At 61.7% G+C, this 16,657-nt stretch carries 14 protein-coding genes and 3 pseudogenes; 5 read left to right on the plus strand and 12 right to left on the minus strand.

What is annotated here, in order from left to right; translation table 11 throughout:
• Nucleotides 1-6 precede the first annotated feature (6 nt).
• Nucleotides 7-753 (plus strand): SDR family NAD(P)-dependent oxidoreductase, encoded by a 747-nt coding sequence (locus ACQB61_RS09400; protein ID WP_122520188.1) that lies wholly within the window; start codon nt 7-9, stop codon nt 751-753.
• Between the two features lie 61 nt (nt 754-814).
• Here ACQB61_RS09400 and ACQB61_RS09405 read toward each other — a convergent pair whose 3' ends face one another.
• The 5 genes from ACQB61_RS09405 to ACQB61_RS09425 all read right to left on the minus strand — a co-directional run bounded on the left by ACQB61_RS09405 (nt 815) and on the right by ACQB61_RS09425 (nt 5,233).
• Nucleotides 815-1,615: an inositol monophosphatase family protein gene (locus tag ACQB61_RS09405; protein ID WP_430512421.1), complete on the minus strand. Its 801-nt coding sequence runs from the start codon at nt 1,613-1,615 to the stop codon at nt 815-817.
• Between the two features lie 68 nt (nt 1,616-1,683).
• Nucleotides 1,684-3,165, minus strand: a complete 1,482-nt coding sequence (der, locus tag ACQB61_RS09410; RefSeq protein WP_430512422.1) for a ribosome biogenesis GTPase Der — start codon at nt 3,163-3,165, stop codon at nt 1,684-1,686.
• A gap of 40 nt (nt 3,166-3,205) precedes the next feature.
• On the minus strand, nt 3,206-4,555 hold the full coding sequence (locus ACQB61_RS09415) for a PQQ-binding-like beta-propeller repeat protein (RefSeq protein ID WP_430512423.1): 1,350 nt from the start codon (nt 4,553-4,555) through the stop codon (nt 3,206-3,208).
• On the minus strand, nt 4,555-4,893 hold the full coding sequence (locus ACQB61_RS09420) for a hypothetical protein (protein ID WP_430512424.1): 339 nt from the start codon (nt 4,891-4,893) through the stop codon (nt 4,555-4,557). The genes ACQB61_RS09415 and ACQB61_RS09420 overlap by 1 nt, the downstream gene beginning before the upstream one ends.
• Complete coding sequence (locus tag ACQB61_RS09425; protein WP_430512425.1) at nt 4,862-5,233, minus strand: tetratricopeptide repeat protein; 372 nt, start codon at nt 5,231-5,233, stop codon at nt 4,862-4,864. Before ACQB61_RS09425 ends, ACQB61_RS09420 begins: the two co-directional genes overlap by 32 nt.
• Nucleotides 5,234-5,634: 401 nt before the next feature.
• On the opposite strand from ACQB61_RS09425, the gene ACQB61_RS09430 reads away from it, so the two are divergent.
• Both ACQB61_RS09430 and ACQB61_RS09435 read left to right on the plus strand, forming a co-directional pair.
• Nucleotides 5,635-5,910 carry a PilZ domain-containing protein gene (locus ACQB61_RS09430; RefSeq protein WP_430512426.1) on the plus strand — a complete coding sequence of 92 codons (276 nt, stop codon included), beginning with the start codon at nt 5,635-5,637 and terminating at the stop codon, nt 5,908-5,910.
• Nucleotides 5,911-6,041: 131 nt separating this feature from the next.
• Nucleotides 6,042-6,674, plus strand: coding sequence for an NAD(P)H-dependent oxidoreductase (locus ACQB61_RS09435; protein WP_430512427.1), 633 nt, complete (start codon nt 6,042-6,044; stop codon nt 6,672-6,674).
• A gap of 147 nt (nt 6,675-6,821) precedes the next feature.
• On the opposite strand, the gene ACQB61_RS09440 is transcribed toward ACQB61_RS09435, so the two are convergent.
• On the minus strand, nt 6,822-7,385 hold the full coding sequence (locus ACQB61_RS09440; protein ID WP_430512428.1) for a cysteine hydrolase family protein: 564 nt from the start codon (nt 7,383-7,385) through the stop codon (nt 6,822-6,824).
• Between the two features lie 88 nt (nt 7,386-7,473).
• On the opposite strand from ACQB61_RS09440, the gene ACQB61_RS09445 reads away from it, so the two are divergent.
• Nucleotides 7,474-7,941 (plus strand): Lrp/AsnC family transcriptional regulator, encoded by a 468-nt coding sequence (locus ACQB61_RS09445; protein ID WP_430512429.1) that lies wholly within the window; start codon nt 7,474-7,476, stop codon nt 7,939-7,941.
• A 22-nt stretch (nt 7,942-7,963) separates the two neighbouring features.
• Here the strand turns inward: ACQB61_RS09445 and ACQB61_RS09450 are convergent, their stop codons facing one another.
• From ACQB61_RS09450 to dctP, 6 genes and pseudogenes are all read right to left on the minus strand, one after another.
• Complete coding sequence (locus ACQB61_RS09450; protein ID WP_430512430.1) at nt 7,964-9,898, minus strand: alpha/beta hydrolase domain-containing protein; 1,935 nt, start codon at nt 9,896-9,898, stop codon at nt 7,964-7,966.
• A 94-nt stretch (nt 9,899-9,992) separates the two neighbouring features.
• A pseudogene (locus ACQB61_RS09455) lies at nt 9,993-11,503 on the minus strand (malonate--CoA ligase).
• On the minus strand, nt 11,500-12,921 hold the full coding sequence (locus tag ACQB61_RS09460; RefSeq protein WP_430512431.1) for a malonyl-CoA decarboxylase: 1,422 nt from the start codon (nt 12,919-12,921) through the stop codon (nt 11,500-11,502). The pseudogene ACQB61_RS09455 and the gene ACQB61_RS09460 overlap by 4 nt, the downstream one beginning before the upstream one ends.
• Nucleotides 12,921-14,233: pseudogene (locus ACQB61_RS09465) on the minus strand (TRAP transporter large permease). The gene ACQB61_RS09460 and the pseudogene ACQB61_RS09465 overlap by 1 nt, the downstream one beginning before the upstream one ends.
• Nucleotides 14,233-14,762, minus strand: a pseudogene (locus tag ACQB61_RS09470) (TRAP transporter small permease subunit). The pseudogenes ACQB61_RS09465 and ACQB61_RS09470 overlap by 1 nt, the downstream one beginning before the upstream one ends.
• A gap of 78 nt (nt 14,763-14,840) precedes the next feature.
• On the minus strand, nt 14,841-15,827 hold the full coding sequence (gene dctP / locus ACQB61_RS09475) for a TRAP transporter substrate-binding protein DctP (RefSeq protein ID WP_430514335.1): 987 nt from the start codon (nt 15,825-15,827) through the stop codon (nt 14,841-14,843).
• Nucleotides 15,828-15,967: 140 nt separating this feature from the next.
• Here dctP and ACQB61_RS09480 point away from each other — a divergent pair, with 140 nt between their 5' ends.
• Nucleotides 15,968-16,642: a GntR family transcriptional regulator gene (locus ACQB61_RS09480; protein WP_430512432.1), complete on the plus strand. Its 675-nt coding sequence runs from the start codon at nt 15,968-15,970 to the stop codon at nt 16,640-16,642.
• The last annotated feature ends 15 nt before the right edge of the window (nt 16,643-16,657 follow it).

A 16,657-nucleotide genomic window follows, 5' to 3' on the forward strand; every position in this document is an offset into this window, starting at 1 on the left:
GGCACAATGACAGACAAGATCCTCGACGGCCGCATTGCGGTCGTCACCGGTGCCTCGCGCGGCATCGGCTATTTCATCGCACGAGAACTGGGCCGTCTTGGCGCCCATGTGATCGCCGTGGCCCGCACCGTGGGCGGGCTCGAAGAGCTGGACGACGAGATCAAGGCCGCAGGCGGCCAGACCACCCTCGTTCCTCTCGACGTGACCGACTATGACGCGCTGGACCGTCTGGGCGCCGCCATTTTCGAGCGGTGGAAGAAGCTGGACATTCTGGTGGGCAATGCAGGCGTGCTTGGCACCCTGTCGCCGCTCGGCCATGTGGACATCAAGACCTGGGACAAGGTGATGGCGGCCAACGTCACCGCCAACTGGCGCCTGATCCGTTCCCTGGACCCACTGCTGCGCCAGTCCGATGCCGGGCGCGCCGTGTTCCTGTCTTCAGGCGCTGCCCACAAGTGCAAGGCCTATTGGGGCCCCTACTCTGTCTCCAAGGCCGCGCTGGAAGCTCTGGTGCGTACCTACACCGCCGAGACGCGCCAGACGCCTCTGCAGATCAGCCTCGTCAATCCTGGCCCTGTCCGCACCTCCATGCGCGCACAGGCCATGCCTGGCGAAGACCCGGCCACCCTGCCGCATCCCGAAGACGTGGCCAAGGCGATCATCCCGCTGACGCTGCCCACCTTCACCGACGGCGGCCGTCTCTATGACCACCCCTCGCGCAGCTTCAAGGACTTTGTCCAAGTTGCGTCGTAAGGGATTGGAATAAAGCAAAAAGGCCGGAGCATCGCTCCGGCCTTTTCGTTCAAGCAGACCCTTAGTGGGCTGCAAGCGGCGGGAAGACCGCTTCACACATGCCAGACCATTCCTCATAGACGCCGGGGCAAGCGGTGATCACGCGCACGCCTGTGCTGATGGATGCATCCACATCAAAGCCGGTGACCTTGCCGCCGCCTTCCTCAATCATCAGGAGACCGGCAAGGCAGTCCCAGACATTCATCTTGGATTCGCCATAGGCAATAAGACGGCCAGCAGCCACGTAAGCCAGCATCAGCCCGCCGGAGGCATTGCGGAAGAAGACGCCGCCCCGGTCCACCAGCGCGTCGATCAGCTGCACCGCACCGCAGACCTTGTTGCGGCCGCTGAAGCCGACACCGGCAGAGCCGGTCTTGAGGCTGGTGCTGGCGGAGACCCGGGCCGGCCGGCCATTGACCGTCAGCCCCTTGCCGCGCTCAGCGGCGAACATCTCGCCCGATACCGGATCATGAATGACGCCGATAACGGTCTCACCGTTATGGACGCAGGCGATGATAACGCACCACTGCGGGATGCCGGCAACGAAATTTGCCGTGCCATCAATCGGGTCGATCACCCAGGTGTAGCCGGACGAGCCCTCCACACGGCCATGTTCCTCGCCGACGATGCCATCTTCCGGGAAAACAACAGCGATCTCATCGCGTACCAGCGTTTCCACGTTGCGGTCGGCTTCCGTCACGAGGTCCTGATGGCCCTTGTTGATGATGGTCAGCGTTTCCAGCTTGCGGAAATACTCAAGGCCAAGCGCGCCTGCGCGGCGGGCGAGGCCAACGGCAAACTCCATGCGTTGCGTCGTCGTCATCGCGGTCCCCATGTCATTCAGTTGCAGATGGTATCCGGAGCGGAAACGCCCAGATGGGAAAGGAAAGCTCACAGAAAAGGCCGGAGCGGACGCCCCGGCCTCGCAAGGGCCCTTTGCCGGGGCCTAGCGGGTCTTCTTTTTCTTGCCCGCATAGGGGTTTTCCCCTTGCGGTAGCTGAGACGGATCGGCGTGCCCGGCATGTCGAAGGTCTGGCGCAAGCCATTGACGAGATACCGGGTGTAGCTTTCCGGCAGCTCTTCTGGGCGCGAGCAGAACACAACAAAATGTGGCGGGCGGGTTTTCGCCTGGGTCATGTAGCGCAGCTTGACGCGGCGTCCCTGCACGGCCGGAGGCGGGTGGTGGGTGAGAATCTTCAAGAGCCAGCGGTTGAGCCGCGAGGTCGAGACGCGGGTGTTCCAGACCTCATAGGCGTTGAAGACCGCTTCCATCAGACGGTCGATGCCCTGACCCTGCAGGCCCGACATGGTGACGATCTGGACGTTGCGGATCTGGTTGAGATAGCGGTCCTGCGCGTCCTTGATGGCGGACCAAGCCGCCTCCCGATCCTCGATCAGGTCCCACTTGTTGATGGCGATCACCAGCGCGCGGCCCTCACGAGCAACAAGATCAATGATCTGCAGATCCTGCTTCTCGAAGGAGTTTGTCGCATCCAGCGCCACGACGACGACTTCGGCAAACTTGATGGCACGCAGGGCATCAGCAACGGAGAGCTTTTCCAGCTTCTCCTGCACACGCGCCTTGCGGCGGATACCGGCCGTGTCGAACAGCTTGAGGTGGCGTTCACGCCACAGCCAGTCAACGGAGATGGAATCGCGCGTGATACCGGCTTCAGGCCCGGTCAACATACGCTCTTCGCCCAGCATGCGGTTGATCAGCGTCGACTTGCCCGCATTCGGACGCCCGACAATCGCCACCCGCAGCGGGCGTTCACTGGTCCCGGCAGGGGCTGCTTCCGGCAGAAGCGGATTGCCATCCTCGTCGAGCTCAACGGAATAATCCGCCTCGTCCTTGGCTGCCTGCTCTTCTTCCTCGACCTGCTCCACATAGGGAAGCAGCGCCTCGTAAAGACCGGCAAGCCCCTCGCCATGTTCGGCGGAGATGGCCACAGGCTCGCCAAGGCCCAGCGAGAAAGCCTCATAGAGACCGCCCTCGCCTGCCCGCCCTTCCGCCTTGTTGGCCAGAAGGATCACCGGTGTCTCGCTCTTGCGGGCAACAGCGGCGAAATGCGCATCAAGCGGCGTGACGCCTGCACGGGCGTCAATGACGAACAGAACGACATCGGCTTCCGCGATGGCTTCCTCTGTCTGAGCGCGCATGCGGCCTTCAAGGCTCGTTACATCCGCGTCTTCAAGGCCTGCGGTGTCGATGATGGTGAAGCGCAGGTCGCCCAGGCGCGCCTCGCCCGGCCGCCGGTCGCGGGTGACGCCCGGCGTATCATCGACAAGCGCCAGACGCTTGCCGACCAGCCGGTTGAACAGCGTCGATTTGCCCACATTCGGACGGCCAATAATGGCTACGGTAGCGCCCAAGCCCCTTACTCCTCAGGCCGCAATCCCTGCGGCCCATTTATCAGTTGAATCCGGCGATGCCGCTGTCGCCTTCCAGCACCACGATCCGGCCGCCTGCGACAATCGGGGTCACATAGACCTTGGCCGAAATGTCACGAACGCTCTGGATCTGGCCACTGGCTGCATCCACAAGGGCTATGCGGCCATCGTTGGAGAAGGCCACCAAGGTGCCGTTGGCCAGCACCGGGCCCGCCCAGTTGCGCCGCTTCTTCTTGTTTTCAAGCTGCGGCAGGTCTGCCCGCCATAAGGGTTCACCGGTCTTGCGGTCAAGAGCAACCATCTTGTCATCCAGCGTTACCATGAAAATGGCATTACCGGAGACGACCGGCGTGTGCACCGATCCGGCATTCTGCTCCCACTGGCGCTCACCCGTCTTGAGTGAGGCGGCAACGATCTTGCCACCAACGCCCGTGGCGTAAACCGTTCCACCGGCGACGACCGGGCTCGCGGCAACGTCTGTCAGAGTGGACACCGCCAGCGTACGGAAGGCGCGGGAAACGCCCTCGGCCCAGATCGGCTCACCCTTCTTGATATCGAAGGCCATGATCTCGCCGGAGGAGAAAGGCACCACCACGGTTCCGCCGGAAACTGCCGGAGACGCTGCTGTCAGCAGACCTGCGTTCTCCTGAACGCCGGAGTAAGTCCAGGCCACGGTGCCATCGTCCTGCTTGACCGCATAGACCTCGTTGGTCTGGGTCACGACGAAGACATAGCCACCACCTGCAGCCGGTGCACCACGTGCCGGGGCGCTGAGATCGACCGACCACAATTCCTGGCCAGAGCCAGCATCAAGGGCGGCCAACTTGCTATAGCCGGTTGCGGCGAAAACGCGTCCGCCAGCAACAGCCACACCGCCGCCAGCCGCCACATCGTTTTCATCCTCAGGGCGAAGATTCTTCGTCCAGGCACGGGCGCCGCCCGTGCTCATGGCGATCACTTCACCCGTAGGCTTGTAGACGAACAGACGCCCGCCAGAGGCCACAGGCCTTGCAGCCGTGCGCATGCCCGAAGACGTCAGGCCACCGCCGGAACTGCCGATCGAAGCACGCCAGGCCTGCTGGCCGCTGACTGACACGGCAACATTGCCCGGATCATTGCTTTCATTGCCACCCGCCTGCGGCCAGTCCTGACCGCCCGTGGCGGAACCGATGCTGGCCGTGCGGTTCGTGGTCTGCTCCAACGGATCGGCACCCTGGAAGAGCGGCTGACGGTCACCGGGAAGAATCTTCTGCTTGGTCGCAAAGGGATTGATCGCATCGGTATATTCAGAGACCGAGGAGCAGCCAGCCAAAAGCGTGGCAGCCAGGAAAACACTGGCAAGCTGCCGGGAGGGCTTTGTCATACGCAACATCAGTTCGTCTCTCCCTTGTCGGCAATGCTGGGCTGAGTGCCACGGATAACTTTGGTCAGAATGGAAACCCGCGCCCCGATTTCACGCGGCGCGGCGGCATCGTCCGTAATCTGGCTGGCATATTCAGTCGCGGCAGCCATATCGCCAGCCCTCCAGGCCGCAAAGGCGAGGATCTCGCGGGCCGCAAAGCGCCAGGAATTATCTTCAGCCGTCAAAGGCTCCAGCCGTGCCTTCAGTGCGGAAAAATCAGCAGTGTCGAGGGCAATATAGCCAGCGCGCACCGAGGCCAGACCACGCAGGACCGGTTCAACGGACGAGATCGGCAGCCAGCGCGTCATAGGCTGCGACGGCCTCTTCTGCCTTTCCGGAGCCAGCAAGGCTCTCTGCGAGGCGGAACTTTGCCAGCAGCGGATATCCGCCGGTGGCAGAACCCATGGCGGCGAAGGCAGCTTCCGCTTCCTCAACCTTCCCGTCCTGCACCAGGCGCACGGCCTCCATATAGGCATCGCCTGCCTTCATGGACTGCTGGCCCTGCCAATACAGCCAGCCGCGGTATCCAGCCGTTCCGGCGACAATCGCAACTGCAAGGATGATCACCCAAACGCCGAGACGGTCCCAAAGGCGACGGAATTTTTCGTGACGGATATCTTCGTCGACTTCCCGGAAAATGTCGGACATGCGTTCGAGCTTCCTGCAAACTTCTGGACTGGTATGTGAGGCCTTACACCCCCGCAAGGCGGCGCCACATTACAGTGTCACCGGCGCTGTGGCAAACGCCTGTATCCGGCTCTTTTCAATGGTTTGATGGCGCAAGTGAGGCGAAATCAGATCATGAAGCCTTTTTGAAGTGCACCGTATCCGGAATCACGCCGTGTTCCGGCCTTTGGAATACGGGAGACGAAGACGCGTATAAAACACATACAAGAATGCAATTCAGAAATTTGCCCGCGTAGTTCTCACGTTACGTCATTCATCAATTTCACAAGCCGTCCTTTCCAATGCGAAGCGAATGAAATATTCTTGAAACATAACAAGTAGATATCCGCATCCAACACAGGCCATCAGCTGGGAGCACCTGAATGAACGAGGAAAGGCGCAGCAGCCCGCGGCGGCGGGCGCTCAAATCGGCCCGATTGGTTTTCGGCAATCTTGACAAGGTTTTTGACTGCACGATCCGCAATCTGTCGGAAGGTGGCGTGATGGTAAAGGTCGACAATACCCACCTCATTCCCGATGAGCTTCTGCTTTACATCGACAGCGAACATATCAGGCGCCCCGCCCGCGTGGTCTGGCGCACGGATACGGAACTCGGACTGGAGTTCTCCGGCCCCGCGGAACCTTTGACTAAACGCTGACACAACACGGACCACGGGCGGCCGGGGCCTTGAAGCAACGGTCGGAAGGTTTATCTAGCTGCAGACAATTGTCTTGCGCGGCCCCTTCCCTCCTCCCATGGCCGCGAATTTCCAGCCTGAAAGGCGATACTATGCTGATTGAAAAACTGAATTGGCGCTACGCGACCAAGAAGATGGACCCGTCGAAGACGGTATCCGAAGACAAGGTTGAGCGCATCCTTGAGGCTACCCGCCTTGCCCCGACCTCCAGCGGCCTGCAGCCCTTCGAAGTCATTGTCGTGACCAATCCGGAAGTCCGCGCAAAGATCCAGGAGATCGCGTGGAATCAGGCACAGGTGACCGAAGGGTCGCATCTGCTCGTGTTTGCGGCTTGGGACAACTACACCGCGGACCGCATCAACTCGATGTTCGACCTCGTCAACGAGGAGCGCGGCTTCACCAACGAAGGCTGGGAAAACTACCGGCAGATGCTGCTGAACACCTATGTGCCGCGCGATGCCGAGACCAACTATCAGCACGCGGCCCGTCAGGCCTATATCGCTTTCGGCATTGCGCTGGCTGCGGCGGCTTTTGAAGGCGTTGATTCCACTCCCATGGAAGGGTTCGACCCGGACAAGCTCGACGAGATTCTGGGCCTGCGTGCAAAGGGCCTGCGCTCTGTCACCATCCTGCCTCTCGGCTACCGGGATGCGGCCAATGACTGGCTGGTGAACCTGAAGAAGGTGCGCCGCCCGCGCGATCAGTTCATCACCGAAGTGAAGTGAACGAAGAGGCTGCGAGCCCCTACGGAGCTCGCAGCCTGAAGGAATGCGCATCACCGGATCGTGTTGGCGGACCGGTGATGCGCTTGCAGACAGGGCTCTGGGTGGGCTTTCAGGCCCTGATCCGCAATCGGGATCGAACCGCCAGGTTCAGCTTGCCGAGCCAAGCAGATCCGCTGTTTTCACGACCTTGCAGAACTCAAAGCCAAGCGTGGCTCGGTGGACCTCATGAACGGTCCTTGCGGGGATGACGCGGCCGTCCTCGCCTGCAAGATCGAAGCAATCGCAGGCATCCTCGGCGAGCGTCATGCGCCATCCGAAATTCGCCCCGGTGCGGATTGTCGTAGAAACGCACATGTCGGTGGAAATGCCGAAGACCACAACATTCTCTGCCCCAAGACGGCGCAGGCGCAGATCCAGGTCCGTGCCAATGAAGGCGGAATTGACGCTTTTCACGACCAGCTCTTCTCCTTCCTGCGGCTCAAAGCCGGGGCGAAAGCTGTTGCCGGGTTGCCCAGGCCGAAGCGTTGAACCCGGCTCGGCGGAATCGTGCCGCACATGAATGATGGGGAACCCCAGCCCGCGCCATAAATCCAGCAGCGCCCGCCCATTCTTGTCGATATCCACATTCCAGCGCGGCGGCCAGGGCGCGCCATCGAAGGCGGTCTGCATGTCGACTGGCAGCAATACGGTCTTTTCATTGAGCAGCAGCATTGGCCTCGATCTCCGTCCGGAACAGCAGCGGTAATGCCGCTTCTATCGCCCGCAGCGCTGGCGGTTGCACCCCGGCAAGACGCCGGATATGACCGGCATTATGCCGGTCTGGGCAGAGAGGATCGTAGAGACCATGGATGAGAAGGATCAGCTGCTGCTGACTGCCTTGAGACGCGATGCCCGTCGCCCGCTTGTGGCTCTGGCAAGGGACATTGGTCTTTCGCGCAGTGCCACACAGGACCGGCTGAACCGTCTTCTGCGCAGCGGCGCCATCAGTGGCTTCACCACGGTGGAACCGGCAGAAAATGCGGGCAAGGTGGCCGCACACTTCCTGATTACCCATGCGCCAGGCGGCACTTGCGCAAAGCTGATGCCGCATCTGGAAAAGATCCCCGGCATCCGAAGCATCCACGCTCTGGCCGGTCCGGTCGATCTCATCATCTTCGCCGAGGCTCCGGATATGGCCGGGATCGAGGCCATACGCGCGGCCATCGACACCCTGCCCCTCGTCTCAGGCCTCACCACCCACATGGTGCTGGAACGGCACATGGGTTAGGCGGAAGAGGATACGGCACGGTTCACGGCAGCGCAGCCGCGTCGTCCTTGGCTCTTTCAAGCACCAGACCCATGTCGGCCTGCAGCATGTAGCCCGACTTGATCAGATCCGTCGCGGCGCCTTCGACAGCTACCAGATAGGCCTGTTTGCTCTCATAGCGCTGTGACAGAGAGTTGCGGCCATCTTCGGCAAGAGCGTTCCGGGGAAAGGGAATGTAGGACCCGGCAAGGCCGCAGAGCGCGCCGCCGGCATAGCCATTGCGGCGCAGGTTCCAGCCCAGATAGGTGGCGGCTGGCACCGCGACAGCGGGAAGGCGGATGCCACCCGTCTCCAGCCCATCCTGATCCACCGCCGGGACAAAGGCCGGATAGGCCGCTCCATGCAGCGGCGGAATACCCGTGTGGTTCTCCACCCGCACCACATTGTAGGGCGGGATCAGATGCACCCCGGCGATCAGCGGCATGGTGAAGCCATCATGGGGAACCAGCGTGCCATCGGCGAGGTTCGGGAACCGGCTTTCCGGCGGCAGGCCACTGCCCTCGACCCACTTTGCCATGGCATCATAGAGCGCACGCATGACAGGTGCGGGGCTCAAGGGATTGAAGGCGAACACGCAGCTTGCGTTTTCCGTTGGCCGCGCCGTCCAGGTGTTGAGATGGGGAACGCTGGAGAGTCCATAGACACGCACATTTTCCGGCAGAGGCAGCGGTGCACCATCCGGCGCGAGCGTGATCAGTGCAGCGCGTGCCTGCCAGTATTCGGTGGCGCTGTCCGAGTGCATCAGCTTCGGACAAGTGTTGCTGGCCTCGCAGCGCGCCAGCACAGAATCAGTCTGCCCCGTCAGCGGGTCCGTGCTCATGGCATAGCTGAAGGGAAACTGGTCGCCCGGATAGTCATGCTCTTCATGCTGGCGGGAATAGCGGCCCGGCTGCGAGAAGGGATAGTTCAGGAAGAGCTTGCGCGACCCGGCGACATGCACCATTGCCCCGTCAAAGACCTTGCGCCCGAGGCCATCGGCATTGAAGCCGTGATACAGAAAGTCCCGCAGGAACCGGCCAGATTGGGAAATGCCCATAACCACCGTATGGCGGATGTTCTTCAAAGGCGGCATCACTTCATGACCCGGCAGCCCGCGCAGGAAGGAATTGAGGTCGCTGACGGCAGCAAAGCCGAGGCCAGCGGGAACCGGGTTCTTCGCCGTGTAGATCACCTCATGGATGGCACCTGCATCATGGTCCTTGCTGCGGGTGATGGTGATCTGGTTCTCGTTGTCGATCACAAAGGACAGCGGCACGGCCGGTGCATCGGGGCCAGCCTGCACCGTGACACGAACACCTGACGGATCAAGGCTCTCCAGTGGAAAGCTCAGCTTGAGCGTGTTCGTTTCCTCAAGGCGGTCGAAGATGAACTGGTCGCGTGCCAGCCCGGTCTTGCCTTCCAGCACCGGCAGATTGAGGCGGAAAAGACCGGGTGCGACATCGGCCTGCCAGCCCGACCAGACAATGGTGTCGCCGCGCTGCATCTGGAAGCCATCGCCAGCATCCGCCGCCTTGTCCGGCACGGAGGCGCCGGGCGCAAGGTTCAGAAGGATCGGGCTGAGGCTCCTGCCCCGGTTGGCGATCTCGTAAAACAGCAGCCCGGAGGAACGGGCCGGATCGGCTGGTTTCAGGATGGTGACATTGGCGGAAAACTCCACATCGCCTTCCGCATTCACCGGCGCATCATCGACACCCACAATCGCATCAAGACGCGGCTCATCCGGATCGACGGCGAACTCGGCGACGGCGTCGATGCGTTCATAGGTGCCCACTGCACCAAAGGTGCGGCCCTCAAAGACCGGACGCTGGGAGACAATGGTGAAGCCCGTCACGCGGGCCTGCGCCTGATCTGATGCGAAAGGAAATGCGAAACACGCTGCCATGGCGGCAGCAAGAAGCGAATGACTGGTCCGGCCCATCTACGTCCATCCATTGACACCGGGCAGCAATAGCATGCTTGCCCCGGCCTCAGGCAAATCATCTTGAGGCCGGGGACAATCTCATGCCTGTGTGTCAGGACTGGTACAGTCCGGCATAGGTGTCGCGCAGCACGTTCTTCTGCACCTTGCCCATGGTGTTGCGCGGCAGTTCATCCACAAAGATCACCCGCTTGGGCTGCTTGTAGCGGGCCAGACGGTCCTTCAGGCTCGCCAGCACATCGGACTCAGCAAGGTTTGCCCCCTTCTGACGCACGACGATGGCGGTGACGCCTTCACCAAAATCGGGATGAGCAACGCCGATGACAGCGCTTTCCACGACACCGGGCATCTGGTCGATCTCGGTTTCGACTTCCTTGGGATAGATGTTGTAACCACCGGAAATCACGAGGTCCTTGCCGCGCCCGACGATGTGGACATAGCCGCGCTCGTCCACCTTGCCGAGGTCACCGGTGATGAAGAACCCATCCTCGCGGAATTCGGCCTTTGTCTTCTCCGGCATCCGCCAGTAGCCTTGGAACACGTTCGGCCCCTTCACCTCGATCATGCCCGTCTCACCATCGGCGACCTGCGCGCCCGTCTCCGGATCGGTGACGCGCAGGGAAACGCCGGGCAGCGGGAAGCCGACGGTGCCCGCCACGCGCTCGCCCTCATAGGGGTTGGAGGTGTTCATGTTCGTCTCGGTCATGCCGTAACGCTCAAGGATACGGTGGCCGGTCGCCTCCTCGAACTGGCGGTGCGTATCGGCCAGAAGCGGTGCGGAGCCGGAAATGAACAGCCGCATGCGCGCCGTTGCCCCCTTCGTCAGGCCTTCGCTCTGCAATAGCCGGACGTAGAAGGTCGGCACGCCCATCAGCACGCTGGCCGACTGCATAAGCCGCAGTACCTCCTCCGGGTCGAACTTGCTGAGGAAATACATCGAAGCACCCGACAGCATGATCACGTTGGATGCAACGAACAGGCCATGGGTGTGGAAGATCGGCAGCGCATGGATCAGCCGGTCATTGCTGGTGAAGCGCCAGTATTCGCGCAATGTCGCAGCATTGGAGAGCAGGTTGTCGTGGGAGAGCATCGCCCCTTTGACCGGCCCGTGGTGCCGGAGGTGTAAAGAATGGCCGCCAGATCATCCGGGCCGCGCTGGACATTGGTAAAGGCTGCGGGCTTGCCGGTAGTCTTCTCCATCAGGCTGCCACCGCCGCTTTCATCCAGCGTCTCGACACGGGCGCCATATTTCGCAGCCACCGGCTCGAGCCCGCCTCGCGCCTTCGGTGCGCAGACGACAAGGCGCGGCTCGGCGTCGGAGATGAAATAGTCGAGCTCCGCCAGAGTATAGGCCGTATTCAGCGGCAGATAGACCGCCCCTGCCCGCACGCAGGCCAGATAAAGCATCAGCGCCTCAGCGCTCTTTTCCACCTGAACGGCCACCCGGTCGCCGGGTTCGACGCCGAGCTCAAGCAGCACGCCAGCAAGCTTCCCCGACTGGTCCAGCATGTCCTGATAGGTCCAGGCCCGGCCGTCGAGGGTTTCGATGAAGGGCGCAGCAGGATCGGCGGCTGCCCGGATTGCATCGAAAAGGTGATTGCTCATGCGGTGAACTCCTTGGTGGATTTTGTCTTTGTGCCGTCCTCGGACGGGCTGGAAGTGAGGGGAACGAGCTGGCGGGGCTGCCGGTCCGGCGGCAGTTGCTTGCGGACCTGGGAAGAAGCCGCCACTTCGCCGCGCACGGCAAAGGCCTCGTGATTGGTTTCGATGTCGTCGAGCTTGTAGAGATAATTGACCATCAGCCCATGCGACTGTTCGAGCGCACGGGGTGAAAGGTCGCCGAGGAAGTTCAACCGCTCCAGCCGGGCACCATTGCCCAGATGGAAGCGGGCAACCGGATCAACCACCTTGCCCTGCGGCGTGCGGGCCTTGAGGAAATACCAGGCGGCAGCGCCCAAGAGGACCGGGCGGATGCGGCCCGCAAGCTCTTCATCCGTATGCCAGCCCTCCGCGTCGAGCCCCTGCAGCACCTCGCGGTCCTGCGCACTCAGCACATCCGAGACTTCTGCCCGCCGCTCGCGTGCCAGCCATTCGGCAAAGCCCGGAACTGGCGAAAGGGTGACAAAGGTCTCGAGTTTCGGCAGGTCGCGCCGCAGGTCCTCCACCACCTGCTTGATCAGGAAGTTGCCGAAGGAAATGCCGCGCAAACCGTCCTGACAGTTGGAAATGGAATAGAACACCGCCGTCGTTGCTTCGCTGGCACGTATCGGCGCACGTTCCTCCCGCAGCACTTCGGCAATCGTGTCCGGTGTCTCAGTGGTCAGCGCCACTTCCACGAAAATCAGCGGATCATCGGCAAGCCGGGGATGGAAGAAGGCGAAGCAGCGCCGGTCCTCGGGCGCAAGCCTCAGGCGCAGCTCTTCCCAGCCGCCGATATGATGAACCGCTTCATACCGGATGATCTTTTCCAGAATGTCGGCAGGCGTGGACCAGCTGATCGAGCGCAGGGTGAGAAAACCCCGGTTGAACCACGACGCAAACAAATGAGCAAAGTCCTGATCGACAGTCTCCAGCGCCCTGTCGGAGGCTTTCAGCTTCAACAGCGCCTCACGCATGCGCACAAGCGTGGCAATGGCATCAGGCGCGAGATTAAGCCGGCGGATCAATTCCTGACGGCGCGGCTCGCTGGCCATGTGCAGGGCGGCCAGCGACACCGGCGACGGGTCTTCCTGATAGGCCTTGATGGCCTTTTCCAGCCGGTCAACCTTCGGGCCGAACCGGTCCAGCAGCAGCCGGGCGAAGCCGAGTTTTCCGGCTTCGTCCAGCTGATCCCAGCGGGTCAGCACATCCTTGGCCAGCGCCATGCCGGAGGCTTCGCCCTGACTGGACAGCAGCGTATCGCAGCGCTGTTCAAGGATGGCGAGCGGATCGCCATCTCCGGTCTGGGAAGAGATGGACAGGAGGCGGCGCCCCCGTTCCGTGATGGCCTGCAGCATTTCACTGAGAAAGGATGTGGTGTTCATCAGACCGCTCCGAGCATTTGGTTTGGCAACCAGGTTGCGATCCCCGGGAAGAGGCACAGGATGAAGATCGCAAGGAACATCACCAGCACATAGGGCAGCGCCCCCACAGGATATCCTTCGTCGGTATCTTCGGCGCAATGGCGTTGATGACGAAGAGATTGAGCCCGATGGGCGGCGTGATCAGCCCTACTTCCATGTTGATCGTCAGGACAATGGCGAACCAGTAAGGATCAAACCCCGCCTGGGTGACGATCGGGAACAGCATCGGCGCCGTCATCACGATCACCGCCACCGGCGGCAGGAACATGCCGCAGACGAGCAGGAACACGTTGATGACCAGCATCAGCACCCAGGGGTTCAGATCCATCCCCGCGATGGCCGTGGCCACCGTCTGGGTGATGAAGAGAGACGACAGGGCAAAGGCGAAAAGCTCCGCCGCTGCCATGATCATCATGATCATCACGCTTTCACGCATGGCCGAGCCGAAGATCTGCGACACAGGCTTGAAACGGAACAGCCGGTAGGCGACCACCACGACAATCAGCGTGAGGAAGGCCCCTGCGCCAGCCGCCTCGGAAGGCGTTGCAACGCCGCCATAGAGCACATAGAGCGTCCCGGCGATGATCAGCAGGAACGGCAGAATGCGCGGCAGTTGCTCCAGTTTCTGCTTCAGAGTGAAGGTAATGCCCCGGCCGCTTAGGTCATAGCCCTTCCGGCGGCAATCGATCAGTGCCCAGATCATGAACATGACCGTCAGCATGATGCCCGGGATTACTCCGGCCATGAACAGGCGGCCAATGGAGGTTTCCGTGGCGATTCCATAGACGATAAGCGTCACGGAGGGCGGGATCAGGATGCCGAGCGTGCCGCCAGCCGCAATGGAGCCTGCCGCCACGGAATTCGGGTAACCCCGGTTCTGCATCTCCGGAATGCCCATCTTGCCGATGGCCGCACAGGTGGCAGGCGATGAGCCGGTCATGCCGGAGAAGATGGCGCAGGCGCCAATGTTGGACAGAACCAGCCCGCCCGGCACCCGGTTGAGCCAGCGGTCCAGCGCTGTATAGAGATCCGAGCCTGCCGGTGAGGAGGCCACGGCCGCGCCCATCAGCACGAACATGGGGATCGACACATAGGCCAGGTTCGCAATGCCTGCGAACATCGTGTCGCCAAGCACATAGATGATGCCGGGACCAATCTGCAGGAACAAGGCCGCGACGGCGGCAAGGCCAAGGGCGAAGGCAATCGGCATGCCCGTGCCCAGAAGCACGAAGAGCGCACCAATAAGAAGAAGACCTGAAGCCATGGGGTTCATCAACGGCCCTCCCCGGCAAGCGCCGTGTGACTTGTGTCCGTGGGAGCCGCACCGGTCAGGAGCAACAGGATTTGCGCCACATATTGCAGGCAAAGCATGGCAAAGCTGAGCGGCAACGCCGACAGGGGAATCCAGAGCGGCGGCGCCCACATGCTGGAGTGCTTCCAGTTGCCGGCCCAGGCTTCGTGAAACTGGATCCAGACAGCCCAGAGCATGATGGCGCAGAAGGTGAGCCCCAACAGGCTGCCAAGGACCTTGAGACCGTGGCGGGTGCGTGGCCCAACCATCATTTCCACCACGTCAACGCCCACATGCCCCCCTTCATCAGCACATAGGGCGCGCCAAGAAACATGGCCGCAGTTGCAGCGAAAACCACGAAGTCCGTCTGCCAGATCGTTGGATATGTAAAGACGTAGCGCATCAGGATCATCTGACAGACGACAAGCATCGCCGCGATGATGAGCAGTGTGGCAATCATCGCTAAAGCCCGCGAAAGATGCCCGACAGCCCGGATATAGGCCCCGATCATTTCAAACCTCTCAGCTTGACGTCCACATGCGGCCCGGCCCTGTCCGTCCGGCAGGTCCGGGCCGTGTGAGAGCCGGTCTCACTCGACCGCAAGGGCCTTTTCGATCAGGGCGCCGCCATTCGGCACCTTGGCTGCAAAGTTCTTGTAGGCAGACTCCTTCGCCACCGCGAGCCAGGCGTCGTAGTCGGCCTTGGACATTTCGACGACCTCGACCCCGGCCTTCTTGTAGGTGTCGATCATCAGCTGATCGCCCTTGCGCACCTCGGCATCGAAATAGGCTTCGGCCTTCTTGCCAGCCTCCAGAACGGCAGCCTGCTGCTCGGGCGTCAGGCGGTCAAACACCTGCTTGGAGAAGAGCACCGGCTCATACATGAACCACAGCGCGTTCTCGCCAGGCGCCGTCAGGCACTTGGCCTGCTCGAACAGGCGGTAGGAAACAAAGCTGGCCGAGGAGGTATTGGCGGCATCCAGCACGCCGGTCTGCATGCCGGTGTAGATTTCGGACGATGGCATGGAAGCAATCGAAGCACCGGCGGCCGCCAGCATTTCCTCAAACGCCGGCCCTGCGGCGCGGATCACCTGCCCCTTCATCGTCTCGGGCGAAGTGATGCAGCCCTTCTTGGAGGCAAAGGCGCCCGACAGCCAGGCGTCGGCAATGACAATGGCGCCGTTGTCTTCAATGATCTTCTTGATGTCCTTCATAAATTCAGACTGGTTGAGCCGGTTGGCGCGGTCAAAGTTGCCGACAAGCCCCGGCATCAGCGTTGCGGAAAACTCCGGGTGGCGGCCGGAGGCATAGTCGAGCGGAAAGGACGTCATCTCCAGCAGGCCACGGGTCAGCGCGTTCCACTGCTCGTTCGGCTTGAACAGCGAAGAGCCGGGAAAGACCTGCACGGTCAGCCCAACATTTGCCGCCTCGACTTCACGCGCAATGACCTGAACCATCTCGTCGCGGATATCGCCCTTGCCGCCGGGAAACTGATGCGAGGCCTTGAGCACAGTCTGAGCGCTGGCGGACCCTGCCGCCGCTGCCATGCCTGCAAGCAACACACCCGTCTTCAACATGCGAGCCAGTTTCTTCATCGTTCTTCCTCCCAGAAATCCGGCCTCCCTGCCGGATGAGGATGGATGATGCGATGGCCTTGCACGCGATGTCAACAATCTTGTATACAAGATAAATTCACGCAGTACGCAAGGGTTCAGCGATGTCCGAGAATACGTTCCAGAAACTTCGGGACGAGATCGAGAACGGGATTGTCACAGGCGAATTCGAGCCGGGGCAGCGTCTGGACGAGACCCAGCTTGCTACCCGCTACGGCGTATCGCGCACCCCGATCCGCGAAGCCCTGATGCAGTTGAGTGCCATCGGCCTTGTCGAGATACGCCCCCGCCGCGGCGCCGTGATCGTCGATCCGGGACCGCAGTATGTGCTGGAAATGTTTGACGTGATGGCAGAGCTGGAAGGCATGGCAGGGGCTCTTGCCGCCCGCCGCCACACCACCGAGGACAGAACCGCGCTGGAAGCCGCACACGCGGCTTGCGAGGCAGCTGCCGCACGCGATGACACTGACGCCTATTATTACGAGAATGAGCAGTTCCACCACGCGATCTATGCCGCGAGCCAGAGCGCCTTCCTTAAGGAGCAGTGCCTCGCCCTGCACCGTCGCCTCAGGCCTTACCGCCGCCTGCAGCTCAGAGTGCGCAACCGGATGAAGGTCTCCTTGCAGGAACATGCCGGCATCGTCTCGGCAATCCTCGACGGCAATGAGGATAGCGCCCGCCGCCTGCTGCGCGACCATATTGCCGTGCAGGGTGACCGGTTTTCGGATCTTGTGGCCAACATGGAACGTCTGCGCAGCCGCACCCAGGGACAGGGCTAAATCAGGTCAGCGGCT

It is taken from the genome of Pannonibacter phragmitetus (assembly GCF_050510895.1).
GTDB lineage: Bacteria > Pseudomonadota > Alphaproteobacteria > Rhizobiales > Stappiaceae > Pannonibacter > Pannonibacter phragmitetus_B.